Consider the following 23091-nt stretch of genomic DNA (forward strand, 5'->3'; position numbering starts at 1 on the left):
TGAGGGGGCTCGGCCTGCTCTTCGAGGTCGACGTCGCCGAACTCGGCTACGGCATCGACTACTGGCCTGCCGGCGAGATCGGGCTCTACGCGCTCGACGGGCACACCTTCGTCCGGCTCTGACCGAAACCGCTTGGGCTGCTGTCGGCGCCACGTGTGAACATCGAGGGCATGACCGAGACACCCGAGACACCCGAGCTTGACAAGCCCGAGCAGGTGGCCTTCGACGTCGTCGCGCGCCTGCTCGGTGGCGGGGTGACCGCCGAGCCCAACGACCACAGCGGACGGCAGGGAGCCGTCGACTTCCTCCTGCACTACCCGGACGGGGGTGACGCCGCGATGGAGGTCACGTCCGCAGCGGCCGAGGGCATGCGTCAGCTCTATTCGTTGCTCGACGCCACCCAAACGCTCCCCAACCCCGGCGAGTGGACCTGGAGCGCGACGATCGACCACCCACGCGACCTGCCGGACCTCATCGAGCGGTGTGGCCGGATCATCGAGTACTGCGAGGCCAACGGAATCGAGTGGCCAAGCTACGCCTACGACCACCGCTTCATGAACCCCGACGTCGCCTGGCTGATCGGCTCGACCGCCGCCATGCACGGGTCGCCCGACCTGCCCAAGTGGGACGCCGAGAAGAACCGTGAGCGCCCGCTGTTCCTGACACCCGGCGGTCGCGGCGGTGGGGTCAACGAGTCACTGAGCAAGTTCGCGGGGGCGATCGACGACGTGGTCGCCCAGGGCCACGTGCAGAAGCGGGTCAAGAAGCTCGGGCGGTCAGGCCTCGATGAGCAGCACTTGTTCATCCTTGCCGACGACACCGCGCTGCCCTTCGACGTGATCTACGGACTGATGCGCGGCACGGTGACGCCGCCGACCGCGCCGACACTGCCCGGCACCGTGACGCACCTGTGGGTGCTCGTCACCATGACCCCCAGGGTCTTCCTCGTAACGGCTGACGGGCTGAGGGCGTTCGACCGCAACTGACCGTCGGCAGGCCGGGTGTCACCCCAACCCGTGATCTTTAAGGTCACCGACATGCTCGGCCCGGGTTACACCACTATGCGCCTGCGGTGGACATGCTCTTCGCGTCTTCCAGGATCATGTCTGCGGCGATCCATGCCGCAGCCTGTGTCGGGGCACTGTTGTTGCCGGAGGGTTGTGCAGGAAAAACCGAGGCGTCTACGACCCGGAGGCCCGGGTTGCGCCTCCCGACGTCGACTAAGCAAGTGGCAATCGGGTCGCATACGGAGCCGCGTCAAACCACCCAGGTTGCCGCAGGCACTCGACAAATCTCGATTGCCCGGCACCGAGATCAGGACGCCAGTCGGCGTCGTAGTCTCGCTAGATCACATAGGAACAGGTTGCTGGCGACACGCCCTATGTGTGCCGGTTATGCCGTGGACGAGGCACGAGATCGCTAGGCTGCGGCGATGGGCTCGAAGAAGACCGACAGCATGGATACCATCTGGCCCATCTCGCCGCACACCGCGGCGAAGCACGACCTGCTTCGTAACTACTTGGGCGCGTGGTTCGCGATCTTTGGTCAGTCATCGAACCACGACAAGGTGAACTTTGTTGACGGGTTTGCTGGCCCTGGGGTCTATGCGGCCGGCGAGGAGGGTTCGCCCATCGTCGCGCTGAGGGCGCTCCTTGAGCACAGCGCTGTCGACAAGTTCGCTGGCACCCAGTTCAACTTCCTTTTCAACGAGCACGACCCTCAGCGGCTCGACGCACTGAAAGCCATGGTCGAACGGCTTCGCTACGAGCTCGGAGAGTTCCCACCCAACGTCAACCTCCGCTTCGAGAATCGAAACTTTCACGACCTCGGCCAAGACATCCTCGGCTCGATGAAAGAAACCGAAGTGCTCGCGCCGACGTTCTTTTTCGTCGACCCGTTCGGCTACAAGGACGTGCCGCTCGAATTGATGCAGAAACTGCTCGCTTACAGAGCGTGCGAGATGCTGATCTACTTTGACTTCAACAGTGTGAACCGATTCGCCACGGCCGGTAACGTAGACGAGCATTTCGAGGCTCTATTCGGGACCCACGCATTCACCGAGGCGCCGGCGTCGGGCCCGGCCCGCCACGAGTACTTGCGCGACTTGTACGAGCAGCAGCTCCGCGACGTTGGTCGGTTCACCTACGTACGGAGCTTCGCGATGGTCCGCGGCACCGGCCACGTTGGCTACTACCTCTTCTTCTGTACTCGCGACCTCCAGGCGTTCGACAAGATGAAGGCGCAGATGTGGAAGCTCGACCCATCAGGGTCGTACCGCTTCGAGGACCGGCTCGCCGACGTGCTCGTCCTCTTCGAGGCCGGCGGCTCGACCGAACCGCTGAAGGAGTGGCTCCTCGAGCGCTTCGCGGGCCAGACTGTTCCGATCCAAGTCGTGATCGACACCGTCATCGCTGAAACCCCGTACTACAGCGGCCAAGTGAAGACGAAGACCCTCGCGCCGATGAACCGCGCTGGAGTCATCGGCGGTGCTAACCAGAAGACTGTCGGCCAGTTTCCGGCCGGCACGTCGGTCGTGTTTCCCTAGCCGACTGCGGCTAGGCGAGTCGGATACTGATCCCAGGTGCGGCCGTCGAGCTCACGACCATTGCTCTTCGGACGGATCCCACCCCATTGCTTGAAGAAAAACGCGATCTCTGCGTCGAGGCACTGGTCGCGGATCTCGCGGGCCCACTCGGCTTCCATCGGTCGAGCGTTCTTGCCCGACTCGCCGCCGACAATAACCCAATCGATGTCGTCGAGCGCGAGCTGAGGCAGTGGGGAGAGCAGCGGCTCGCAAGAGAGAAAGCGGGTCGCAGCCGGCGTCTCGCGAAGGTGGCCGATGCGGTCGACGACGTCCTCCGACTCGACAGAGACACCCATCCAGAGGTTGTCGGGCCAGCGCAGCTTGTCGGCGATTCGGTTCATCCGGTGTGCACGCTTAGTGAGGGCCTGATAGGTATGTTGCGGTGTCTGCTCCATGACGTCGAAGACGTCCTGGATAAACGAGACTGGGACCTTCGCGTGAAAGAGGTCTGACATCGAGTTTACGAATACGGTCTTCGGCGCGCGCCACTTCAGCGGCTGCGTGAGCGCGCGCGGGTGGATCGTCACCCCGAAACCCGGACCGGACGTGCGCGGATCGCCGTCGTTCTGATATTTTTCCGACCCCATCGCCTGGAGGCGCTTCGCTAGTGCGAGGGCGTAGCAGTTGTCGCAGCCGGCCGCGATGCGGTCGCAGCCGGTGACCGGGTTCCAGGTGACCTCGGTCCATTCGATCGTGGAGTTGGTGGACATATCAGCCCTCACCTCAATTATTCGAACATGTGTTCGAGTTGCCAGCTTACCCTGCCCTAGGGTATCGGAGTCAACAGGTCGCCTGGCCCTCGCGAGCGCTTCGCTAGTTTCGCGAGGCGCACGACACCTTCCGAGTCTGGGCATCACGACAACGGGGACGACCTGCTCGCCATCCTCAAGCAGTCGCTCGGCAAACCGCAGCCGAGCTCATCACGGCACGTTTCCCACGACAGATTTAAGCGTTCCGGAGGAAACGAGCCCGCTCATGCATCGTCACCGGTGTTGAGTCGATCACCTGGTTGACCAGTCTGGTAAAGAAGCGCGCAGGGCCGAGTTCGTCCGGAACAAGATCCTGGCGCAGTGCGACTATCGGCAGCGTCCCGATGATCGCATCGATATCATCGACCGGAGGTTCGGCCTCAGTGTCGTCTACCTCGACCGCGTCCGATTCGATCGGAGCTGGCGGCTCCACGTCACCGCCGCCGTCGGCAGGTCCGGCACCGTCCCATTCGGGCACCACAAGACAGCAGGCGTCGTAGGCATCCTCTTCCCGTCCGAGCTTCGCCAAGAGATCCACGATCCAGTCGAACTGCCGACGTTCCTCCGTGTAGGCGGTCGAACGCATGGAGTAAAGAAAACCCATGGCAGCCATCGGATGGCGAAGCGCAAGATTCTTCGCGTCGCCGTACGACTCCTCCACACGGTTGGCGGCGTTCTTCCCAAACGAGGAGTCCATCCGCTTGGTCGAGATCAGCAGTTCGGGGCCTGTTTGCCATCCGGAGAGGATGACATCAACCTGCTTCAGATAGTTCTTCCCCAGAATGTTCGCTGATGCTCCCGCCACTCTCCCGGGTCCACTTCCCTTCTGAAGGCGCGCCAGAAGATCGGCACGTGCAGCAGCCGGAGTGACGCCACGAATGAATTCGAGCACGTCTCGCGCCACAACGCGGGGAGGCTCGGCGCGCGGCCAGACAGCATCGGGGTCGAAGCCCGCACGTCGCAGTTCGTATGCCACCCATACGTCGAGGGCAAGCGCCGGAACCCCCGACCTGGTGGGCGCACCAAGGTGAAGGGGAACGCCGAGCAGGGCACGAAGAGTGTCGAGATCAGGGATGAACCGTCCACCCTCCCACGGGTTGAGCTCGCGAAATGGCGCCGTCGCGACGACCGCGTCGAACAGCGGCCACGCCTCAGCTTTGGCCGTCGGCTTCTCGGCCACTTCAGTTGCCCTTTCCGCGTGCCACTCGACGGGCCATGAGGCCAGCGTGCTCAGTCCGTACAGCCGCCAGATCCTTCTTCGACAGCCGTAATCCTTTGACCAGGAGAACGTCGTCGACGGCAGCCACCGCGTCAAGCAGGCGCCCCGCACGTAGTAGGCCAGAGACTGATGCCCGCAGTGCCGTCAATGGCTCTCGGTGGCGATTCACGAGCGATGGCGACGGCATCGGCAGGGCATCGGCCTCGCGTGGCTCGACCTTCAACATCCCGCCACCGTATGCCCGACCGACTGTCTCAGCTCCCAGCAAAGTAACGGAGTTCAGGGAGGCGATTGGCAGAAGGTTGACTCCGTTCTCGCGGTGCTCCGCGTGCAGGTAGACGCCATGCACGGAGTTCAGGTGGTGACCCCGAACACGGTTCGTGGACAGGCGCGGAGTGTCAGCATTCATGTAGGTCAAGAACAGGTCAGCCGGGCGAAGGTACGGCACTCTCCACCACGGCGAGCGCACGCGGCACTTGTAGGCCGTATGGACGTCAAGATCCTCTCCACTGGCGATATACGACCACGCTGCAGGAGAGGGGTCATCCGCAGGACGGAACAAGTACGTGGCTTGCCCCGCCTCGCCCAGCTGACGCAGCGCATCGTGGGTCAGTGAGAGTCCTCGTAGGTGCCGCGATCCGGGTGGGGATAACCGGATCACGTCGGTATCCGCGAGGCCGAGTCCAGCGACTTTCCCTGGGCTCAAGGCGAAGAACCGGTTGTTACCGGTCACCATGCCGAGTGTTGTGTCGCCCCATGTACTCAATGTCGTGAACTTAGGGCTGTCGAGGGCCTTGATGTACGCCGTAAGGCCATCGGTCGACATCAGTCCCGCCGACCAGCGACCACCTAGTGCTGGGGGTGTCCAGCGCCGCGCTTCAGCCAAGTCGGTGAGTCCGGCGGCATCACGAACCTGGTGCAAATTCATGTGACCGGTTCGCGCTTGACCTTGGGGGTCGTAGCCGTCGGCGAGGAGCAGTATGGCCTCGACTTCGACGCCTGGAAACACGCGCTCCTCGAAAAGGATCAGCGTGATGTCAGAGAAGTGCTCCAGCAGGAACCGGCGTACCGGCGCCGCGTAGTTCACGGTCAAGAGTTCTGCAGGGAGCACGAGCCCGAGGCGCCCCCCGTCGCGCAAGTGGAGGGCAGAATGGACGGTGAACGCGGCCCAGGAAGACGCAAGGCTCGTGAGGTTGACGCCGGCTCGAAGCGCAGCCTCGCGCGACTTTGCCCTAGCCTCGCCCGTCCAGCCCTGATACCGGACGTACGGCGGATTACCGACGACCGCGTCGTACGATCCGAACTCCTCGTGGAAGAAGAAGTCGCCAGCGTGAATCGATGCGTTGATCCCTTCGAGGTGCAACAACCGTTCAGCCTCGACTGCTGAGGGTCCGTGTAGTTCGACCCCTACGAGCGGTCCAGCGTGGTTGCCGTCTCGGCCAGCCTCGTGCAGAAAGACCGCCTCACCGCAGGACGGTTCGAGAATCGCATCGGACGCATCGCGGATCGCCCATGAATTAATGAAGCGGGCGACGGCTGGGGGTGTGAAGAACGCTCCTCTAGCTTTGCGCAGATCAGAAGAGTCGCCGGGAAGCATGGCAGCAATCCTGCCTTATGCGGGTCGCCGTACGACGCGGGACTCGCGAACTGGTTCGACGAGTCGCTCCACCAAGGTTGGCTGCGCCATTGCCCACCGCGTCTCGCGGATGGGTATGCCATCGTCTGGCACGGGTGTGGCATCGGGACCAGTGCTGTACACGAGGAGGCCCTCCTATCTCATGCGGAGGCCTGCATCTGTCGCCACATCGGCGCGGCGAATTCGAACCCGAGCTGTGGGGCTCAGAGACATGAGGACGGCCATGGCGCCCTGGGACAGACAGGGTCTCTCTGTAATGGACCACAGTTGGCCCGTGGCCGGCTGAGAGGCTGTTCCTCGTCCCACCGTGTGATGCCGGGTATCTCCGACCTGCGTGTGGGGTGGTCGCCGTCGGGGCAGCACACGCGCGTACGTGGCACCACACCTGAGGGATATGAGTCTCTCCATTCATTCCCCCGACGAGCTGATCGCAGCTCTCCCTCACCTGCTCGGCTTCAAGCCCGAGGAGTCTCTGATCTTCGTTCCAATGCGCCCGGACCTGCCCCTTGTACGAGTCGACCTTCCGACCACCGCGCGGGCACGTGAAGGGGTGTGGGGTGCAGTTTGCGATGCCTTCCGACGTCATGCCCAGCCTGGCGCAGGTACGGCCATCGTCTGCGTCACTCACGACCGCCACTACTCCAAGCAACTCAGTCAGGAGTTCACCGCCCGGCTCAGCAACATCGGTATCGACGCGCCCCTGCGACTGTGGGCCGACGACAGCCACTGGTGCGACTTAGTCACCGGGCAGTCCGGCCTCCAGAGCGACGACACTCGCAACCGGATCGCGGCGGCCACCGTGCTGAACGGACAGCCACGACCAGCAACCAGCCGCTCGTCACTTGCCGCATCCCTGGTCGGCGACCGCGAACCGATCACAAGACTCCTTGCCCACGCGCGAGCAGCCATCAAGACGAGCACACCCCGCGCGGAGACCGCGTGGGCGCAAGCCAGGGCCCAGTTATTCCACCGCAACGGAGTCCGGCTCAACGACAACGACGCAGCGAGATTGTTGGTCGGGATCGAGTCCATTGCCGCCCGCGATTGCCTATGGGAAGGCATCACCCGCAGCACCGCCCCTTCACATGTCGCCCTGTGGCGCGACATGACGCGAAGAGCCCCGGACGAGGTCCGGACCGCACCCGCCGCGTTGCTGGGTTTCGCCAGCTGGCTCGACGGGGACGGAGCGATGGCGTGGTGTGCACTTGACCAAATTCCGGGAGGCAAGCCATACGCCCTTGCTGACCTAGTTGAAGCCGCCGTGCAGGGAGGCGTGCACCCGCGTGAGTGGGAAGAAGCCACCAGGAGAGCCGCGGTATTCGGCACGGATCGTTCGTCCGACTTCACCAATCGACGAACTGTCGCAGGGCACGATTCGATCTCACCAACACACGGAATCTGAGGACGTCGCGATGGAAACCAACTACCGACGCCAACAAGGCGCCCGTATGGAGTCCCTGATGATGCGAGTCGTGCAGGCATACGTGCATCGTCACTCGCAGCGATCCCCGGTCGATTTCGTCCATCCACCGACCTTGGACCTGAGTCCTTGGCAGAGTTCACGGCACCGTTAGCCGGCCCTGCTGTCTTGGCGTCGCCCCGAACATCAGTACCGCCGCTACCCCGGCCAAGCCAGCGAGCACAAGAAACGCGTTGGTGTAGGAGCCCAGGAGTTGCGCCAGTGAGGCGCCCGCGAACGGCGCAACAGCAGACGCAGCTAACGCGGGCGCGGTGAGGATACCGTTGAGTCTGCCGTAGCCAGCAGGGCCCCATCGGTCGGTGACGGCGGTGGCCTGCACGAGGGTATAGATGCCCCGCGCCAAACCGAGCAGCATGCCGAGCGTGATGAGCAACCCGACGGAGTAGGGCACCAACGCGAGTGCGCCCGTGGCGAGGGCGACGGCGGCAAGCACGATGACTCCGCGCGAGGTCACCGACGTGGCTGCAGCGAACCTGGCGTATCCGAGGCGTCCAATCACCTGTCCCACTCCGCCCAAGCCCAGCGTGACGGCGGCGAGGTTGCGGCTCATGCCCTGCTCGACCAGCATCGGGATCATGTTGATGACCACGGCAAAGACTGTCAGAGCGGTCAGGGCGTTGGCGATCGTAAGCAGAAGGAAGGGCGCGCTTCGCGGCACAGCTCCAACCTGTGTATTGCCGGCCGCTGGTTCTTCCATGGCGCCCGCCGGTCTATCGATGGTGGTTCGCCATGGGCGGTTCAGACCCCACCAGTGCAGCGGGACGGTGATGGCGACCAGGCCGGCCAGCAGGATCAGATAGGCCTGGCGCCACCCCAGCCAGTCCTCCAAGCCCGAGGCGAGCGGCGCGAACACCGTGCTGGCTAATCCGGCGACCAGCGTCAGGGTCGTCAGCGCGCGGACTCGGTTTGCGCCACCCCAGTGAGTCAGGGCAGCGAATGCCGGTGGATACAGGGTGCCTGCCATGGCGACCCCGGTCAGCACCCAACCGAGGTAGAACAGCAGCAGGTTGGGTGCGAGTGCGACCATCGCAACGCCAGGGATCGCCACCAGTGAAGCGCCCGTCATGATCCTGCGGGGTCCGAAGGCGTCGAGGTGTCGACCGACCCAGATCCCTACGCCACCGGCGACAAACTGTGACAGTGAGAAGGCGCCGGTTACCGCGACGCTGGACCATCCGGTGTCAGCGGTGATCGCCCCCTGGAGTGCCGCGAACGCGTAGTACAGCACGCCCCAGGAGACGATCTGAACGGTGCTGAGCACCGCGACCACGCGCCGCAGCCCGGCGTCGTCGAGGACGCCGGGCTGCCGGTCGACCGGCTGAGCGTCAGTCCTAGTTTTAGTCACCCCACGGTGCTCTCGCACAGGGCGACTTCTGTAAGTCTCACTGACCAGGGCGGCCCAGGCTGATCAACTCTGGTTCTGCGGCGACCGGCGCTCCGCAGCAACCGCCGCCGGTGGCTACGGCATCAGGAGAATCGAACGCGCCGGCGCCGTTGCAGACGCCGGTATCCGGGAGCACTAGGTCGACGCGCCCTGCTGCCTCGAGGTCGCCAGCAAGTGCGGCGATGACGGAGCGAACTTGCTCGAACCCGGTCATGGCCAGGAATGAGGGGGCGCGACCGTAGGACTTCATGCCGACCACGTAGAAGCCCTGTTCCGGCTGGGCGAGCTCTTGGTATCCGTGCCCCGGCACATCGCCGCAACTGTGGTGGTCAGGGTGAACCAGTTCAGCCAGGAACCGTGCCGACCCGAGGGCGGGGTCGAGATCGAGGCGTACCTCGGACAGGAAACTGAAGTCGGGACGGAAGCCCGTGACGACGATGACTTCATCGACGTCTGTCACCTGTCGACCGTCTATGGAACGGAGCGTAAGCCGCCCATCGGGCTGGATGCTGACCGCTTCGGTGCGGAACTGGGTCACGTTGGTGACCAACCCGCTGGTGGCGGCCGCCTTCGCGTCCTGCCCGAGTTTCCCACGCTGTTCAAGCTGGTCGTTATCGCCTCCACCGAAGGCATCTCCGACGCTGGGGCGTCGCAACAGCCAGGAGACGCGAGTGGCGGGGTCCCGTTGGGCGAGCTGGGCCAGCCCAATCAAGACGCCTTGAGCCGATGCACCTTTGCCTGCGACCGCGACGTGTTTGCCGGCGTACCGCGCAGCGACCGTAGTGTCAGTGAAGTCAGGAATCCCGTAGGCGATGTGGTCCGCATGCTCGCGCTCCCCTAGGGCGGGATAGCCGTCGGCACCCAACGGGTTGGGGCTGGCCCAGGTCCCAGAAGCATCCACGACCGCACTGCCCAACAGACACTCCTCGCCGGCTGGCCCGTGCACGTGCACTGCGAAGGGGTCGTTCTCCCGTCCGGAGTCGACCAGCAGGTCACGACCGGCGCGGCTCACACCAGTGACCCGTGCGTCGTAGCGCACAGTTCCGCTCGCGGAAGACTCCAGAAGGTTGGCCAGCGGCTGCAGATAGGCCTCTCGCCACTCTGCACCTGTGGGGTAGGCGCCGTCCTCTGGGGCAGTCCAGTCACCGCTGGCTTCGAGGAGCCGCCGGGCGGCGGGGTCGATGAGCTCGAGCCAGGATGAGAACAGTCGAACGTGGCTCCACTCCCCTACGGTCGCTCCGGCATCAGCACCGGCTTCCACGACGACGAAGTCCATTTCGCGCTCGGCAGCGTTCGCTGCTGCAGCCAGCCCGATGGGTCCGGCGCCGATGATGATCACGGGTAGTTCCATCTGATGACTCCTCAGTCGTCTTGCATCGACGGATGTCGATAGAGAGACAGTATCGATCTAGATCGATGGACGCAAGCTATTCTTCTGTCATGACCACATCGGGCCCCGCAGCGCTCAGTCTCGACCGCACGAGCGCGGAACACTTCGCTGAATGGTTCGCACTGCTTGCCGACCCCACGCGGGTACAACTGCTCCACACCCTGTCGACCTCCCCGTCAGGCGCCATGCGGATCGGCGACCTATCCGAAGCACTTGGGATCAGCCAGTCGACCTGTTCCCACCACTGCCAGGTGCTGAAGAAAGTCGGCTTCGTGGTGGTCGACAAGGTTGGCACCTCCAGCATGGTCTCGGTCAACCCGGCTTGTTGCACAGGATTGCCTCACGCTGCCGACGTCGTCATGGGCACACTGGCCGCCCCACCGTGTTGTCCATCAGATCTACCTGCCGATGTGTCCACACGGCCGCTGGTCGACAAGGACATGGTCGCCGTGCTCGCCATTTACGAGGAAGGTCTCGCTACTCGCAATGCGACCTTCGAGACCCAGGTGCCGACCGCCGCGCAGTTGCGCGCCAAGTGGCTCCCAGCGATGGCCTGGGTCGCCGTACTCGACGGACGGGTCGTGGGTTGGACGGCAATCCAGGCCACCTCGGAACGTGCCTGTTATGCCGGCGTGGGCGAGTCCTCGGTCTACGTGACCGAGACCGCTCGTGGTCGCGGTGTCGGGAAGGCGTTGTTGTTCACTCAGGTCACGGAAGCCGACCGAACTGGCCTATGGACGCTGCAGACCTCGATCTTTCCAGAGAACAGAGCCAGTCTCGCGCTGCACCGCTCCGCTGGGTATCGCACCCTGGCGGTTCGGCCTCGCCTCGCTCAACTGGACGGCGTCTGGCGCGACACCGTCATGCTGGAACGTCGCAGCGAGATCAACTGACCCGCCACATGACGACAACCTCTCTCCCCGGCGATGTGGCTGTTGCCGTCATTGGCGGCGGACAAGCAGGCCTGGCCACCGGCTACTACCTGCAACGGGCAGGCCTGGTGTCTGGCGAGGACTTCGTCATCCTTGACGCAGCCGAACAACCCGGCGGCGCGTGGCCACGCATGTGGGACGGCCTACGGCTCTTCTCCCCCGCGACGCATTCCTCGCTTCCGGGGTGGATGATGCCGCCATGGGACGACGCCACCCGGGGCTTTCCACCCCGCGACCACGTCGTCAATTATCTGAAGCGCTACGAAGAACGCTACGACCTCCGAGTGCGACGCCCCTACCAAGTCACGTCGGTCGATCGGGCAGCCAACGACGACCCGACGGGTCCACTCGTCGTGCGCACAAAGCAGAACAATGTCGCGGCCCGCGTGGTCGTCTCAGCCACCGGCACGTGGACACGTCCCTTCTGGCCGCACTACGCGGGCGCGGACACGTTCACCGGACAGCAACTGCACACCGTGCAATACCGCCGCCCCGAGGATTTCACCGGACGACGGGTGGCTGTTGTCGGCGGGGGTAACTCCGGAGCACAGGTGCTGGCCGAAGTCTCAGCGGTCACCGACACCGTATGGCTGACCAACCGAACACCACGCTTCCTTCTCGACGATGTTGACGGACGCGCTTTGTTTGCTGCGGCAACCCAGCGCGTCCAGGCATTGCGCGACGGAACTGATCACCCTGGCGTCGGGGGCCTGGGCGACATCGTCATGATTCCCAGTGTCCGTGCTGCTCGGGAGCGCGGCGACCTCCATGCGCGCCCGATGTTCAGTCGGCTGACACCGACCGGTGTGGCATGGGCAGACGGCACGCACCTCGACGTCGACGCCATCATCTGGTGCACCGGCTTCCGGCCCGCCCTCGGCCACCTCAGGTCCCTACGTCTCGGAACCACGGACGGACACTATCGACTCGGCGGACCAGCGGACACCCAGGCTCTGGATGAACCGCGACTGCACCTGATCGGGTACGGCGACTGGGCCGGCCCAGCATCAGCAACCCTCATCGGAGCCGGGCGGACAGCACGCGAGGTGACCCGCGTCGTGCTGGACCAGCTGCGCGAGTAAGGCCTGCGCCGATCTCGGTTGCCGCCGAATCCTTCAAACAGTCACGGGCGTTTGGAGCACATCCGCGAGATGGTCGAGTGCACCGGGCACCAGCGCATAGAACGACCAGGTGCCCCGCTTGCTTCGCGTGAGCAGTCCCGCATCGACGAGGATCTTGAGGTGATGCGACACAGTCGGCTGCGACAAGGCCACTGGCTCGGTCAGATCGCAGACGCAAGCCTCACGGTCCTCCTGCGCGGCAACCAGTGACAGCAACCGCAACCGGGTCGGGTCGCCGAGGGCCTTGAACTTCGCAGCCAGAGTCACCGCGACCTCCACGCCCATTGCCTCACCGACGATCGGCACGCAGCACGGGTCAAGAGTCTCGATCATTTCAGTGGCCATGACCCCAGTATGACCCACGCATTGACAAACGTCGATGGACCGCTACTGTTTATCTTAATAGACGTTCATCGATGGATATGAACGCGAGGTGAACAACCCCGCGAACGCCCAGCCGCCAAAGGAACACAGTGACTCAACAGACGCAGACGCCAAGCAACGACGCCGACGTCATCGCCAAGCTCTCGACGCTCGACAGGTTCTTGGCCGTGTGGATCGCCGTCGCGATGGCAGCCGGCCTCCTCCTCGGCCGCACGTGGCAGGGCCTGGTGGATGCACTCGAGTCGTTCACCGTCGGGTCGATCTCGGTGCCTATCGCCATCGGCCTGCTCGTGATGATGTACCCCGTTCTAGCCAAGGTCCGCTACGACGAGACCCGCCGCGTCACCAGTGACCGCCGACTGCTCGCAGCGTCGCTCGCTTTGAACTGGTTGATCGGCCCTGCCCTGATGTTCGCCCTCGCGTGGTTGTTACTGCCCGACCTGCCGGAGTACCGCACCGGCCTGATCATCGTCGGGCTCGCGCGCTGCATTGCGATGGTGATGATCTGGAACGACCTCGCGTGCGGCGACCGTGAGGCTGCCGCCGTGTTGGTGGCGATCAACTCCGTCTTCCAGGTCTTCGCGTTCGCAGCCCTCGGCTGGTTCTACCTCCAGACGCTGCCCGGCTGGCTGGGTCTCTCCACGACGAGCGCCGAGTTCTCGATCGGTGCCATCACCGCGAGTGTGCTCGTGTTTCTGGGGATCCCTCTCGTAGCGGGCTTCCTTACCCGCGTGATCGGCGAACGGACCAAGGGACGTGACTGGTACGAGGAGACGTTCATTCCCCGGATCAGCCCGTGGGCGCTCTACGGCCTGTTGTTCACGATCGTGCTGCTGTTTGCGCTGCAGGGGGATGCGATCACGAGCAACCCGCTCGATGTCGTGCGCATCGCACTGCCGCTCCTGCTGTACTTCTCCATCACCTTCGTCGTCGGCATGTTCGTCGGCCACGCTTTGCGCCTTGGCTACGCCAAGACCGCCACTCTCGCTTTCACCGCAGCAGGCAACAACTTCGAGCTCGCCATCGCCGTGGCCATCGGCACCTTCGGCGCCACCTCGGGCCAAGCGCTCGCCGGTGTCGTCGGCCCCCTCATCGAGGTGCCCGTCCTCGTCGGCCTCATCTACGTGGCCCTCTGGTCACGTCGCTTCTTCACACCCGCAGGAGACCGCACATGAGCATCCCCGCCTCCACCGCACACGAGGCCACCGTCGATGACCTGGCGTATGCCTTCGATGATGTCTTTGACCGGGCGCACATCGAACGAGCGGTGGCGACCGCGCGCGCCTCGCTCGAGCCGAACGCATCCATCCGTACCTTCCTGCCGATCCTGGTGCGCCGCTATGCCACAGAGCTCTTGACCGCCGAAGCACAGGCCGCCGGAATCAGGCTCAAATCTGTTCCGGAAATCCTGTTCGTGTGCGTGCACAATGCTGGCCGCTCGCAGATGGCCGCGGCGATAGCCGAGCATCTCGCACCTGGACGCGTCCATGTCCGCTCGGCTGGATCTACTCCGACAGGCGAGATCAACCCCCAAGCCATCACGGTTCTCGCCGAGCGCGGAATCGACCTGACCACCGCTTACCCGAAGCCGCTGACAGACACGGTCCTGCATGCGGCCGACATCATCGTGACGATGGGCTGCGGCGACACCTGTCCGATCTTCGCAGGCAAGCAGTACCTCGACTGGGACGTCGCTGATCCCGACGGCGCCAGCCTCGACCAGGTCCGCGACATTCGCGACGACCTCCAGGGTCGAATCACCAGCCTCCTGCGCGACCTCAACCTCTGACTACGAAGGAAAAGCACATGCCCAACACCAGTCGGCCCAGCGTCCTGTTCGTCTGCGTACACAACGCAGGCCGCTCGCAGATGGCAGCTGGGTTCCTGACCCATCTCGCCGGAGACAAAATTGACGTCCGTTCCGCAGGCTCGATGCCCGGCAACCAGATCAACCCCGTGGCTGTTCAGGCAATGAACGAAGTCGGCATTGACATTGCGGGCGAGCAGCCTAAGAAGCTGACCGATGACGCCGTCGCCGCCTCCGACGTCGTGATCACCATGGGCTGCGGCGACGAATGCCCCTACTTCCCTGGCAAGCGATACGAGGACTGGGTCCTCACGGACCCCGCCGGACAGGGCATCGAAACCGTCCGCGAGGTGCGCGACGACATCCGGTCCCGCATCGAGGCCCTTATTGACTCACTCGTTCCTGCCGGCCAGTGAGGACACCGGCTATGAGCGACGTGCGCAACCTCATCATCATCGGCTCCGGACCCGCGGGCTACACCGCAGCGATCTATGCCGCCCGAGCCAATCTGGAGCCTCTCGTCTTCGAGGGTTCAGTGGCGGCCGGCGGAGCCCTGATGAACACGACCGATGTGGAGAACTTCCCCGGATTTCCCGAAGGAATCATGGGTCCGGTCCTGATGGACAACCTCCGTGGTCAGGCTGAGCGATTCGGCGCCGAACTCATCACCGACGACGTCACCGAGGTTGATCTGACCGGCGACATCAAGAAAGTGACCCTCGGCGACGGCACCGAGCACACCGCCCGTGCGGTGATCCTGGCGATGGGTTCGGGTTATCGCAAGCTCGGTATCGACCGCGAGGACGAGTTGTCCGGACACGGCGTCAGCTGGTGTGCCACGTGTGATGGCTTCTTCTTCCGTGAGCAACACATCCTCGTGGTTGGCGGGGGTGACTCCGCACTCGAGGAGGCCACGTTCCTGACCCGTTTCGCCAGCAAGGTCACGCTCGTTCACCGCCGCGACTCGCTACGCGGCTCCAAGATCATGCAGGAGCGTGCTCTTGCCAACGACAAGATCGAGGTCGCGTGGAACTCCGAGATCGGCGAGCTGCACGGCTCGGGCGCCCTCGAGTCCGTTACGTTGCGCGACACCGTCACCGGCCAGACGCGGGCCATCGACGTCACCGGCCTGTTCATCGCCATCGGCCACGATCCACGCTCAGAACTGCTCCGCGGCCAAGTCGACCTTGACGACGAGGGTTACGTCCTGGTGCAGCCCGGCTCCACCGCGACCAACATCGCCGGTGTCTTCGCCGCGGGCGACCTCGTCGACCACACGTATCGACAGGCCATCACCGCGGCTGGCACCGGGTGCTCGGCCTCGCTCGACGCCGAGCGCTACCTCGCCAATCTCGACCACGCAGGGACCCCCACCAGGAATGAGGATCTGGTCGGAAGATCAACCTCATGAGCACCGACAAGCCCACGGAGTTACTCGTCTGCACACAAAAGTCAGCCCGCGATGGGTTCGTCCACGTCGAACCCAGTGATAGAACACCTGACATCGCACCAGCCACCGAGCGCTGGCCATGAAATCCATCGACTCTCGGCTATCCTTTACGGGTGCCTGCCGCCCCGCAACGTCATACGCCCGAGCGCGATCTTCCTCGGGCACCCGCGCATGCGCTGCGTCCAGCCTTGACCAAGGAACAGGCCGAGGATACGGCGCACCTGCTCAGCGTGGTTTCCAATCCCACCCGCTTGCAGATTCTCAGCCTGATCCACCACAGTCCCGGCGGCCAGGCCCGGGTGGTCGATCTGACCAGCGCACTGGAATTGCGGCAACCTACGGTGTCGCATCACATGAAGGTCATGCACGAGGCAGGGGTTTTGAGCCGCGATCCAGTGGGTCGCGAAGTCTGGTACTCGATTGTTCCCCAACGCCTAGCAGCGATCGGCGATCTACTGCGCTGAGGCGCCCGAATGCCCAGCTATCGTGACCGGCGGGCCGCGCAAGTAGCCGCAATGGCCGATCCGGAGCGCGTGCAACTGCTCAATCTGATCCTCACAGATCGCACGGGTGAGTTGACGGCCGAGATGATCGCGGGCGTCACACGCAGCCCAACTGATGTGCACTGGGTACGCAGCAACCTGGCAGAGCTCGCCAGTGTCGGACTGCTTGTGGTGGAAACAGCGCCCGCGGGCACCATCACATTTCGACCCTCGCACGATGCCCTCGCTCGTTTCGGCTCGCTGACGAGCTCTCCCTTCACGAGCCCGCTGCCGGCTGATGACCATGCCAAGCCGCTTGAACGCGTGTCACGGACGCTGGTCCAGAGATTCGAGAACGTTCTGGCGCCTGAGACCGTTCGCGAGTTCGTGGTCGAGACCTACGACCTGCTAGCAAGGCGAGCAACCGTCCGCCGATTCCTCCCACAGCTCACGGAGAGGTTCGCCGCTGAACGTTTAGAAGCACTCGCCTCGATCGAGGACAAGGGTAGATATGTCGATGATGTCCTGTTCGTCTGTGTTCGGAATGCCGGACGATCCCAGATAGCTGCAGCCTTCATGCGAGATCGTGCGGGTGATTCCATACGAATCCGCACCGCTGGGTCAGCTCCGGTGACGCACGTCGACCCTGTTGTACAGCAGGAACTCGTCCGTCGCGGACTCAATGTTGCCACTGAGTTTCCACGACCGCTCACTTCGGAGGTGGTCCGAGCGTCAGGCGTTGTGGTGACGATGGGCTGTGGCGACGCCTGTCCGATCGTGCCCGGGCGGCGCTACATCGATTGGAAGGTCGATGATCCCGTAGGAAAGAGTCATCAAGAAGTCCGCCGAATCGTGGATGACATTTCGGCGCGGGTAGATCGACTCATCGGCGAGATGGGCGTCGCTACTCCGTGAGAGACCCCCATCTGAGGGGCACCTCCGAGGGCCGCGGCGCTGAGCCGATACCCCACTCCCCTGACGGTTTCGATCGCCTCACACACGCCGCGAGCCATGAACTTGTGGCGGATGCGTTTGATAGCCGCAGCCAATAGCGCATTGGGGTCCGGAGAGGTGCCGGACCATGCGGCCGCAATCAGAGCTTCCTTGGAAGCGGCTCGGCCTGCCCGACGCACAAGCTCGGAAAGGACGTGAAACTCCAGGGGACTGAGATCGATCCCCTTCTCGTCCAGCTGGGCATCTTGCCATTCCGGCACGAGGGACAGGCGGCCGAACTCCACGCAGGCCGGTGGGGCTGGTGCGGGAAGGACCTCGCAGACGATGCGGATCATGTCCGAGGCCTCGTACGGGTGAATGATCAGGGGTCGTCCACCGGCGGCGACTGCGGGTCCGATCACGTCCGTCTCATCAGGCCGATAGGCGATCAGGACAGGAAGGCTGGTTTCTGCCCTCACGGCTTCAACGATCACCTCAAGTGGCCCCTGCCCTAGACCGGAGCTCACGACCACCACTGCTGACGACTCGCTACCGAGGTGCGCCAGAGCCCGCCAGGGACTGACGAAATTCAGGAACCGGACGCCTCTCTGGGTCAGTTCCCGTCCGATTCTATCGGCCTCGGCGATATCGGGTTCGACGAGGATCAGCACCTCGCTGGCATCCGAGCGCGCCCGCCAGGTCCGTACATCGCTGCGGACGCTGATCCGTTCCGTCGGCGACAGCTCGTGAAGCTCCCCGGACATCAGGCAAGCTCACCGGTGGACCGGTAAATGACCTGCCGTGCGATCGCCACTGCGTGATCGGCGAAGCGTTCGTAATAACGACCGCACAGTGTGAGGTCGACGGTGGTCGCGACCGGGTCGGTCCCTGTTCCGGCGATCACCTGTTGAAGCAGCGCACGGTGCAAGGTGTCCATGTGATCGTCGTCCGCCTCGAGTTCGCGAGCGAGCGCCGCGTCCTGCTCGGCGAAAACCAGCCCTGCCTTGTTGAGCAGGGACACTGCGGTATCGCCCATCTCAGCGACCGTTTCGCGCATCCGCTCGGGGACCACGTGATCGGGATAGCGGCGCCGTACCTGCTTGGCGACATTCTTAGCCAGAGCACCAGAGCGTTCAAGGTCGCCGAGGATACGCTGCGTGGCGAGTAGTAGCCTCAAGTCCGAGGCAACCGGTTGCTGTCGCATCTGGAGTTCGATCAGCACCCCTTCGATCTCACGGCAACGCCCATCGATCGCGGCATCGGTGTCGATCGCCTTCTCAGCGAGCGCCTGGTCTGCGTCGAGGAGCGCCCGGGTGGCCAGACTCATGGAGTTTTCAACGAGTTTGATGGTCTCAATCACCTGCGCGACGAGGTTGTCCAGATCTTGCTGGAAGTGGACGCGTGCCATCAACCGAACCTTCCTGTGATGTAGTCATTCGTGCGGGGGTCAGTTGGGTTCTCGAAGATCACCGTGGTGCGATCAAACTCCACCAGGAGGCCTGTCCTGTTGCCTGTTGTCTCATCCGGTCGAGCCGTGAAGAAGGCGGTGCGATCAGAAACACGCGCGGCTTGCTGCATGTTGTGAGTGACGATGATGATCGTGTAGTCGCTGCGCAACTGCTGCATCAGGTCCTCGATTTTCGAGGTCGCGATCGGGTCGAGCGATGAGCACGGCTCATCCATCAAGATCACGTCAGGCTTGGTGGCAATCGTTCGGGCGATGCACAAACGCTGCTGCTGGCCGCCGGACAGACCGAAGGCTGACTGCTTGAGCTTGTCTTTGACCTCATCCCACAGTGCCGCGCTCCGCAGCGACTCTTCGACGAGGTCATCCATGCTCTCGACCTTCATCCCGGTCACCCGCGGCCCGTAGGCGATGTTGTCGTAGATCGACTTGGGGAACGGATTCGGCTTCTGGAAGACCATGCCAATGTGCTGCCGTACGGCAATTGGGTCGACTTTGGCGGCGTAGATGTCCTGGTCATGGTAGGTGACCTCACCTTCGACCCGTGCACCAGGCACCAAGTCGTTCATCCGATTGAGGCACCGCAATACGGTCGACTTTCCGCAGCCAGATGGTCCGATCATCGCGGTGATCTCGTGTCGACCAAAGGCCAGATTGACGTCATACACCGCATGGAAGTCGTTGTAGTAGACGTTGAGGTTATCGACTCGCATCACCGGCAGAGGCGGGACTTCGGGCAGTTCAGATCCGTTGCCAGCATGAAAACGGTGAGCGGAATCCGCCGGTGCGCCCACCGGAAAGTGGGACGAAGCGCGCAAGTTGGTCATGGGTCTCCTACCAGGATCTCTGGAACTTGTTACGAATGAAGATGGCCACCGCATTCATGCCGATGATCAACGCAAGCAGCAGGATGATGGCGGCCGACGCAGCTTCTTGGAGGGCTTCCTGCGGTGCTGAGGCAAGGGAATAGATCTGAAGGGGCAGAGCAGTGACCTTGTCCAGCACTGAGGTGGGATCAAACCGGACCGTGGCCACGCCCAGCATCAGCAGCGGCGCTGCCTCTCCTACTGCACGCGACAGGCCGAGGATCGTTCCAGTTGCGATACCTGGGATCGCCGACGGCAGGGTCTGGCGCCAGGTCGTCTGCCAGGTGGTGGCACCCAGTGCCAAGGAACCTTGTCTAATGTCTTGGGGAACCGCTCGAAGAGCCTCACGGGTAGCGATGATGATCACCGGCAAGATCAGCAGTCCCAATGCGATCGCACCACCCAAGACAATGCCCTTGTAAGTGAAACCGAGCAGGCCCATGATCGCCGCAGCCAACATGCCGTAGATGATCGAGGGTACGGCCGCGAGGTTCTGCAGGTTGACCTCGATGACCTTGCTGTACCAAGCGGTGCGGTCAGCGAATTCCTCCAGGTGCACCGCGGTGGCGATGCCAACCGGAATCGCCAACAGCGCCGTGGCCAGCATCAACCAAATCGTGCCCAGGATTCCGGCGCGGAACCCCGTTTCCTCTTTGCGGACCGTCGATTCGTAGTCGAAGAGGAGCTGGCTGTCGAACCGGCCGGCTCCAGAGAGAGCCGTGTCAAGGATGAGCGCAGCCAGCACCGCGACCCCGAAGAACATCGAGAACCACAGGGCACCCATGAAGATCAACGAGGACGTGTTGCGGTCCTTCCTCTTGCCGGTTGCCAGGGTGCTCGCCGTGACGTTGGCGGCAGTTGTCGCAGTGATGTTCATCAGTAGGCCTGCCTATAGCGCCGAACGATTGCGATGCTGATGCTGTTGATGATCAGCGTCATGATGAAGAGCAGAAGCGCCACCGCGAACAGCATGTTGTAGCTGACCGATCCGACTGGGTTCTCACCCTGAGCTGTCTGCGCAATGAAGGCCGTCATCGTCTGATGTCCTTCGCCGACATCGAGTGAGTTGTTTTTGGCCGAGCCGCCGGCGATGGCCACGATCATGGTCTCGCCGATGGCTCGCGACATGCCGAGCACGACGGCTCCGGCGATGCCGGACAGAGCGGCGGGGATAACAACTCTCAGTGTCGTCTGCATCCTGTTTGCTCCCAGCGCCAGCGAACCTTGCCGCAAGGCGAGTGGCACCGCTGACAGCGCATCTTCGGACATCGACGCGATTGTCGGGATGATCATGACGCCCAGGATGATGCCAGCTGCTAAGGAGTTGGTGAAGCTCACATTGAGCCCCAGCCAGCCGTTGAGAACCACCGGGGTGATGAAGAAAACGGCAAAGAATCCGTACACGACCGAGGGAACGCCGGCGAGGAGTTCGACGGTCGGCTTGAGCCATTTGCGTGTGCGCTTGGAGGCGTACTCGGACAGGTACATCGCCGCGCCCAGCCCGATCGGTACTGCGATGACCAGCGCAATGACGGTCACCATCAACGTACCCAGAACCAGGGGAAGCACCGCGGGTCGGATGTTCTGCTGGCCGATGTCTTGCCAGGCGAAGAACTGCCCGATCTCGACCTGACCGAAGAAGTGGGTCACCGGCTCGATGAGCGCGGCGATGATGCCGAAGGTGATCGCGATCGAGGCGACGGCCGAGCTCAGCAAGAGCGCCTTGGCCAAGGCTTCACCGGGACGGCGCTTATGGCCGAGCTCGGGCACCTGGCCCGCCCCGGAGGGCGGACCAGGCGACTTCATGGGTGTGCTCATGTGCTGACGGGAGTTCTCGTCAGCCGAGGGCTTCGACGGCCGATTTGGTCGCGGCGTAGTCGGAGTCGTTCAGTGGGATGAACTGCGCGATCGTGGCGATCTCCGCCAGATTCTCGATGTAGAAGTCGACGTACTCTTTGACCGCTGTGTTGTCAGCGTAGGCCGCGTCGCTGACGTAGATGAACAGCGGACGGGCCAACGGTGTGTAGTCACCCGACTGGGCCGTCTCGGCCGATGGCGCGACGCATCCGGCGCCGCTGTCGATCTCCAGGGCCTTCAGGCTGTCGGCATTCTCCTCGTAGTAGGAGTAGCCGAAGAAGCCCACCGCACCTTGAGTTCCGGCCACACCCTGGACCAAGACGTTGTCGTCCTCGGACGACTCGAAGTCTTCACGTAGGATCTCCTGTTCGGATGCGACAACATCGGCGTTCATGTAGTCGTAGGTGCCCGAGTCAGTTCCGGGGATGAAACCGGTGATCTTGACGTCCGGGAAGCTGGGATCGAGATCGCTCCAGTTGGTCGCCGAATCGTCAGGGCCGAAGATCCGCTTGAGCTGATCAACGGTGATGCACTGAACGTCGAGATCGGGATGGACCACGACGGTCAGCGCGTCAGTTGCGACGAGCAGTTCGGTGTAGTCCGTGCCGGTGTCAGCGCAGGCTGCGGCCTCTTCGTCCTTGATCGGACGTGACGCGTTCGAGATGTCGGTGCGCCCCTCTTCACAGAAGGCCTTGAAACCGCCACCAGTGCCCGAGAATCCCACCGAGACCTCGATGTTCGAGTTCTCCTCGGCCAAGAGCTCTGCGGCGGTGTTGCTCATGGGGTAGACGGTTGATGAACCATCAACAGCGACTTCACCAGAAGTGCCGTCACCGCCGCCGCTACCGCAGGCTGCGGTCGACAGGAGGAATGAAGCGGCACCGATGACAACGGCGGCACGCTTGCCGAATCTGCGCATATAGCAAGTCCTTCTGGGTTTCAGGCGATTTGGGAACCGCCTAGTCGGTTACATGAACTTGATTGATCAAACTCTGTCTATGTAAACGATGGGTGAACGACCGAGGACTCTGCGATGAATGATCGATAGATGTCTATGCATTGCCCGATCCGTGGAACCACCGCGTGCCGCCCACAGCGTCTCGTTCAGGAAGGAGCGGACTGATCGAGTCCGAGGAAACAGGCAGGCTCCGCCTACCTAGAGTCATGGCGATACACGCACGGCCGACCTGGTCCTGGCGAGACGTAGAAGTCGCTGCGCAGACCGAGTCATCACGCCGGCAACCGAAGCGAACGCCAACCACGCGAATCTGATTGCATTCCACGCGCACACGAGAGTGACCAGGTTCAACCAGCCCGAAGCGCCCGAGTCGACGTGAGAGGTGAGCCCAGCC

The 23091-nt window shown here is 63.3% G+C and carries 24 protein-coding genes; 11 read left to right on the plus strand and 13 right to left on the minus strand.

What is annotated here, in order from left to right; all coding sequences use genetic code 11:
• The first annotated feature begins 170 nt into the window (after positions 1 to 170).
• Complete coding sequence (locus FNM00_RS04505) at positions 171 to 986, plus strand: hypothetical protein (protein WP_143911865.1); 816 nt, start codon at positions 171 to 173, stop codon at positions 984 to 986.
• 73 nt (positions 987 to 1059) lie between these two features.
• Here the strand turns inward: FNM00_RS04505 and FNM00_RS19520 are convergent, their stop codons facing one another.
• Positions 1060 to 1236, minus strand: a complete 177-nt coding sequence (locus tag FNM00_RS19520) for a GMC oxidoreductase (protein ID WP_143912094.1) — start codon at positions 1234 to 1236, stop codon at positions 1060 to 1062.
• A gap of 196 nt (positions 1237 to 1432) precedes the next feature.
• Between FNM00_RS19520 and FNM00_RS04515 the strand changes: the two genes are divergently transcribed.
• Positions 1433 to 2545 carry a three-Cys-motif partner protein TcmP gene (locus FNM00_RS04515; protein ID WP_143911867.1) on the plus strand — a complete coding sequence of 371 codons (1113 nt, stop codon included), beginning with the start codon at positions 1433 to 1435 and terminating at the stop codon, positions 2543 to 2545.
• On the opposite strand, the gene FNM00_RS04520 is transcribed toward FNM00_RS04515, so the two are convergent.
• The 3 genes from FNM00_RS04520 to FNM00_RS04530 form a co-directional block, all read right to left on the minus strand.
• Positions 2542 to 3294 (minus strand): DUF5131 family protein, encoded by a 753-nt coding sequence (locus FNM00_RS04520; RefSeq protein ID WP_143911869.1) that lies wholly within the window; start codon positions 3292 to 3294, stop codon positions 2542 to 2544. The two genes, FNM00_RS04515 and FNM00_RS04520, sit on opposite strands and share 4 nt — an antisense overlap.
• A gap of 235 nt (positions 3295 to 3529) precedes the next feature.
• Positions 3530 to 4513 carry a hypothetical protein gene (locus FNM00_RS04525; RefSeq protein WP_143911871.1) on the minus strand — a complete coding sequence of 328 codons (984 nt, stop codon included), beginning with the start codon at positions 4511 to 4513 and terminating at the stop codon, positions 3530 to 3532.
• A gap of 1 nt (position 4514) precedes the next feature.
• A complete protein-coding gene (locus FNM00_RS04530) occupies positions 4515 to 6149 on the minus strand; it encodes an N-6 DNA methylase (protein ID WP_143911873.1) in 1635 nt (544 codons plus the stop codon).
• Positions 6150 to 6582: 433 nt separating this feature from the next.
• On the opposite strand from FNM00_RS04530, the gene FNM00_RS04535 reads away from it, so the two are divergent.
• Positions 6583 to 7590 carry a DUF4192 domain-containing protein gene (locus tag FNM00_RS04535; protein WP_143911874.1) on the plus strand — a complete coding sequence of 336 codons (1008 nt, stop codon included), beginning with the start codon at positions 6583 to 6585 and terminating at the stop codon, positions 7588 to 7590.
• A 157-nt stretch (positions 7591 to 7747) separates the two neighbouring features.
• Here the strand turns inward: FNM00_RS04535 and FNM00_RS04540 are convergent, their stop codons facing one another.
• Positions 7748 to 9031 (minus strand): MFS transporter, encoded by a 1284-nt coding sequence (locus FNM00_RS04540; RefSeq protein WP_221933581.1) that lies wholly within the window; start codon positions 9029 to 9031, stop codon positions 7748 to 7750.
• A 19-nt stretch (positions 9032 to 9050) separates the two neighbouring features.
• Entirely contained in the window at positions 9051 to 10403 is a 1353-nt protein-coding gene (locus tag FNM00_RS04545) for an FAD-dependent oxidoreductase (RefSeq protein ID WP_143911878.1), read from the minus strand.
• 89 nt (positions 10404 to 10492) lie between these two features.
• Here FNM00_RS04545 and FNM00_RS04550 point away from each other — a divergent pair, with 89 nt between their 5' ends.
• Both FNM00_RS04550 and FNM00_RS04555 read left to right on the plus strand, forming a co-directional pair.
• Entirely contained in the window at positions 10493 to 11335 is an 843-nt protein-coding gene (locus FNM00_RS04550) for a helix-turn-helix domain-containing GNAT family N-acetyltransferase (RefSeq protein WP_143911880.1), read from the plus strand.
• Positions 11336 to 11343: 8 nt separating this feature from the next.
• The gene (locus FNM00_RS04555) at positions 11344 to 12456 is read left to right on the plus strand and encodes an ArsO family NAD(P)H-dependent flavin-containing monooxygenase (RefSeq protein ID WP_143911881.1); all 1113 of its coding nucleotides are present in this window, start codon (positions 11344 to 11346) and stop codon (positions 12454 to 12456) included.
• 33 nt (positions 12457 to 12489) lie between these two features.
• On the opposite strand, the gene FNM00_RS04560 is transcribed toward FNM00_RS04555, so the two are convergent.
• Positions 12490 to 12840: an ArsR/SmtB family transcription factor gene (locus FNM00_RS04560; RefSeq protein ID WP_143911883.1), complete on the minus strand. Its 351-nt coding sequence runs from the start codon at positions 12838 to 12840 to the stop codon at positions 12490 to 12492.
• Positions 12841 to 12968: 128 nt separating this feature from the next.
• Here FNM00_RS04560 and arsB point away from each other — a divergent pair, with 128 nt between their 5' ends.
• The 6 genes from arsB to FNM00_RS04590 all read left to right on the plus strand — a co-directional run bounded on the left by arsB (position 12969) and on the right by FNM00_RS04590 (position 17533).
• Positions 12969 to 14054, plus strand: a complete 1086-nt coding sequence (gene arsB / locus FNM00_RS04565; protein ID WP_281281080.1) for an ACR3 family arsenite efflux transporter — start codon at positions 12969 to 12971, stop codon at positions 14052 to 14054.
• Positions 14051 to 14668 (plus strand): arsenate-mycothiol transferase ArsC, encoded by a 618-nt coding sequence (locus FNM00_RS04570; RefSeq protein ID WP_143911885.1) that lies wholly within the window; start codon positions 14051 to 14053, stop codon positions 14666 to 14668. Before arsB ends, FNM00_RS04570 begins: the two co-directional genes overlap by 4 nt.
• Positions 14669 to 14685: 17 nt before the next feature.
• Positions 14686 to 15102, plus strand: coding sequence for an arsenate reductase ArsC (locus FNM00_RS04575; RefSeq protein ID WP_143911887.1), 417 nt, complete (start codon positions 14686 to 14688; stop codon positions 15100 to 15102).
• Between the two features lie 11 nt (positions 15103 to 15113).
• Entirely contained in the window at positions 15114 to 16097 is a 984-nt protein-coding gene (gene trxB, locus FNM00_RS04580) for a thioredoxin-disulfide reductase (protein ID WP_143911889.1), read from the plus strand.
• Positions 16098 to 16249: 152 nt separating this feature from the next.
• Positions 16250 to 16600: an ArsR/SmtB family transcription factor gene (locus FNM00_RS04585; RefSeq protein WP_143911891.1), complete on the plus strand. Its 351-nt coding sequence runs from the start codon at positions 16250 to 16252 to the stop codon at positions 16598 to 16600.
• A gap of 9 nt (positions 16601 to 16609) precedes the next feature.
• Positions 16610 to 17533: an arsenate-mycothiol transferase ArsC gene (locus FNM00_RS04590; RefSeq protein ID WP_143911892.1), complete on the plus strand. Its 924-nt coding sequence runs from the start codon at positions 16610 to 16612 to the stop codon at positions 17531 to 17533.
• Here the strand turns inward: FNM00_RS04590 and FNM00_RS04595 are convergent.
• The 6 genes from FNM00_RS04595 to FNM00_RS04620 form a co-directional block, all read right to left on the minus strand.
• Positions 17452 to 18315 carry a winged helix-turn-helix domain-containing protein gene (locus FNM00_RS04595; RefSeq protein WP_143911893.1) on the minus strand — a complete coding sequence of 288 codons (864 nt, stop codon included), beginning with the start codon at positions 18313 to 18315 and terminating at the stop codon, positions 17452 to 17454. The two genes, FNM00_RS04590 and FNM00_RS04595, sit on opposite strands and share 82 nt — an antisense overlap.
• Positions 18315 to 18959: a phosphate signaling complex protein PhoU gene (gene phoU / locus FNM00_RS04600; RefSeq protein WP_143911895.1), complete on the minus strand. Its 645-nt coding sequence runs from the start codon at positions 18957 to 18959 to the stop codon at positions 18315 to 18317. The genes FNM00_RS04595 and phoU overlap by 1 nt, the downstream gene beginning before the upstream one ends.
• Positions 18959 to 19729, minus strand: a complete 771-nt coding sequence (gene pstB, locus FNM00_RS04605; RefSeq protein ID WP_221933601.1) for a phosphate ABC transporter ATP-binding protein PstB — start codon at positions 19727 to 19729, stop codon at positions 18959 to 18961. The genes phoU and pstB overlap by 1 nt, the downstream gene beginning before the upstream one ends.
• 121 nt (positions 19730 to 19850) lie before the next feature.
• Positions 19851 to 20759, minus strand: a complete 909-nt coding sequence (pstA, locus tag FNM00_RS04610; RefSeq protein WP_143911898.1) for a phosphate ABC transporter permease PstA — start codon at positions 20757 to 20759, stop codon at positions 19851 to 19853.
• Complete coding sequence (pstC, locus tag FNM00_RS04615) at positions 20759 to 21700, minus strand: phosphate ABC transporter permease subunit PstC (protein WP_143911900.1); 942 nt, start codon at positions 21698 to 21700, stop codon at positions 20759 to 20761. Before pstC ends, pstA begins: the two co-directional genes overlap by 1 nt.
• 19 nt (positions 21701 to 21719) lie before the next feature.
• Positions 21720 to 22658, minus strand: a complete 939-nt coding sequence (locus tag FNM00_RS04620; protein WP_143911902.1) for a PstS family phosphate ABC transporter substrate-binding protein — start codon at positions 22656 to 22658, stop codon at positions 21720 to 21722.
• Between the last annotated feature and the right edge of the window lie 433 nt (positions 22659 to 23091).

It is taken from the genome of Aeromicrobium piscarium, from assembly GCF_007421815.1.
Lineage (GTDB): Bacteria > Actinomycetota > Actinomycetes > Propionibacteriales > Nocardioidaceae > Aeromicrobium > Aeromicrobium piscarium.

Coding starts and splice junctions, on each gene's coding strand:
- pstC (WP_143911900.1), bottom strand. CDS start 21,700: ATGAGCACACCCATGAAGTCGCCTGGTCCGCCCTCCGGGGCGGGCCAG.
- trxB (WP_143911889.1), top strand. CDS start 15,114: ATGAGCGACGTGCGCAACCTCATCATCATCGGCTCCGGACCCGCGGGC.
- FNM00_RS04535 (WP_143911874.1), top strand. CDS start 6,583: ATGAGTCTCTCCATTCATTCCCCCGACGAGCTGATCGCAGCTCTCCCT.
- FNM00_RS04620 (WP_143911902.1), bottom strand. CDS start 22,658: ATGCGCAGATTCGGCAAGCGTGCCGCCGTTGTCATCGGTGCCGCTTCA.
- FNM00_RS04520 (WP_143911869.1), bottom strand. CDS start 3,294: ATGTCCACCAACTCCACGATCGAATGGACCGAGGTCACCTGGAACCCG.
- FNM00_RS04570 (WP_143911885.1), top strand. CDS start 14,051: ATGAGCATCCCCGCCTCCACCGCACACGAGGCCACCGTCGATGACCTG.
- FNM00_RS04590 (WP_143911892.1), top strand. CDS start 16,610: ATGCCCAGCTATCGTGACCGGCGGGCCGCGCAAGTAGCCGCAATGGCC.
- FNM00_RS04550 (WP_143911880.1), top strand. CDS start 10,493: ATGACCACATCGGGCCCCGCAGCGCTCAGTCTCGACCGCACGAGCGCG.
- FNM00_RS04595 (WP_143911893.1), bottom strand. CDS start 18,315: ATGTCCGGGGAGCTTCACGAGCTGTCGCCGACGGAACGGATCAGCGTC.
- FNM00_RS04530 (WP_143911873.1), bottom strand. CDS start 6,149: ATGCTTCCCGGCGACTCTTCTGATCTGCGCAAAGCTAGAGGAGCGTTC.
- FNM00_RS04515 (WP_143911867.1), top strand. CDS start 1,433: ATGGGCTCGAAGAAGACCGACAGCATGGATACCATCTGGCCCATCTCG.
- FNM00_RS04560 (WP_143911883.1), bottom strand. CDS start 12,840: ATGGCCACTGAAATGATCGAGACTCTTGACCCGTGCTGCGTGCCGATC.
- FNM00_RS04545 (WP_143911878.1), bottom strand. CDS start 10,403: ATGGAACTACCCGTGATCATCATCGGCGCCGGACCCATCGGGCTGGCT.
- FNM00_RS04555 (WP_143911881.1), top strand. CDS start 11,344: ATGACGACAACCTCTCTCCCCGGCGATGTGGCTGTTGCCGTCATTGGC.
- FNM00_RS04575 (WP_143911887.1), top strand. CDS start 14,686: ATGCCCAACACCAGTCGGCCCAGCGTCCTGTTCGTCTGCGTACACAAC.
- FNM00_RS04505 (WP_143911865.1), top strand. CDS start 171: ATGACCGAGACACCCGAGACACCCGAGCTTGACAAGCCCGAGCAGGTG.
- pstA (WP_143911898.1), bottom strand. CDS start 20,759: ATGAACATCACTGCGACAACTGCCGCCAACGTCACGGCGAGCACCCTG.
- phoU (WP_143911895.1), bottom strand. CDS start 18,959: ATGGCACGCGTCCACTTCCAGCAAGATCTGGACAACCTCGTCGCGCAG.
- pstB (WP_221933601.1), bottom strand. CDS start 19,729: ATGCGAGTCGATAACCTCAACGTCTACTACAACGACTTCCATGCGGTG.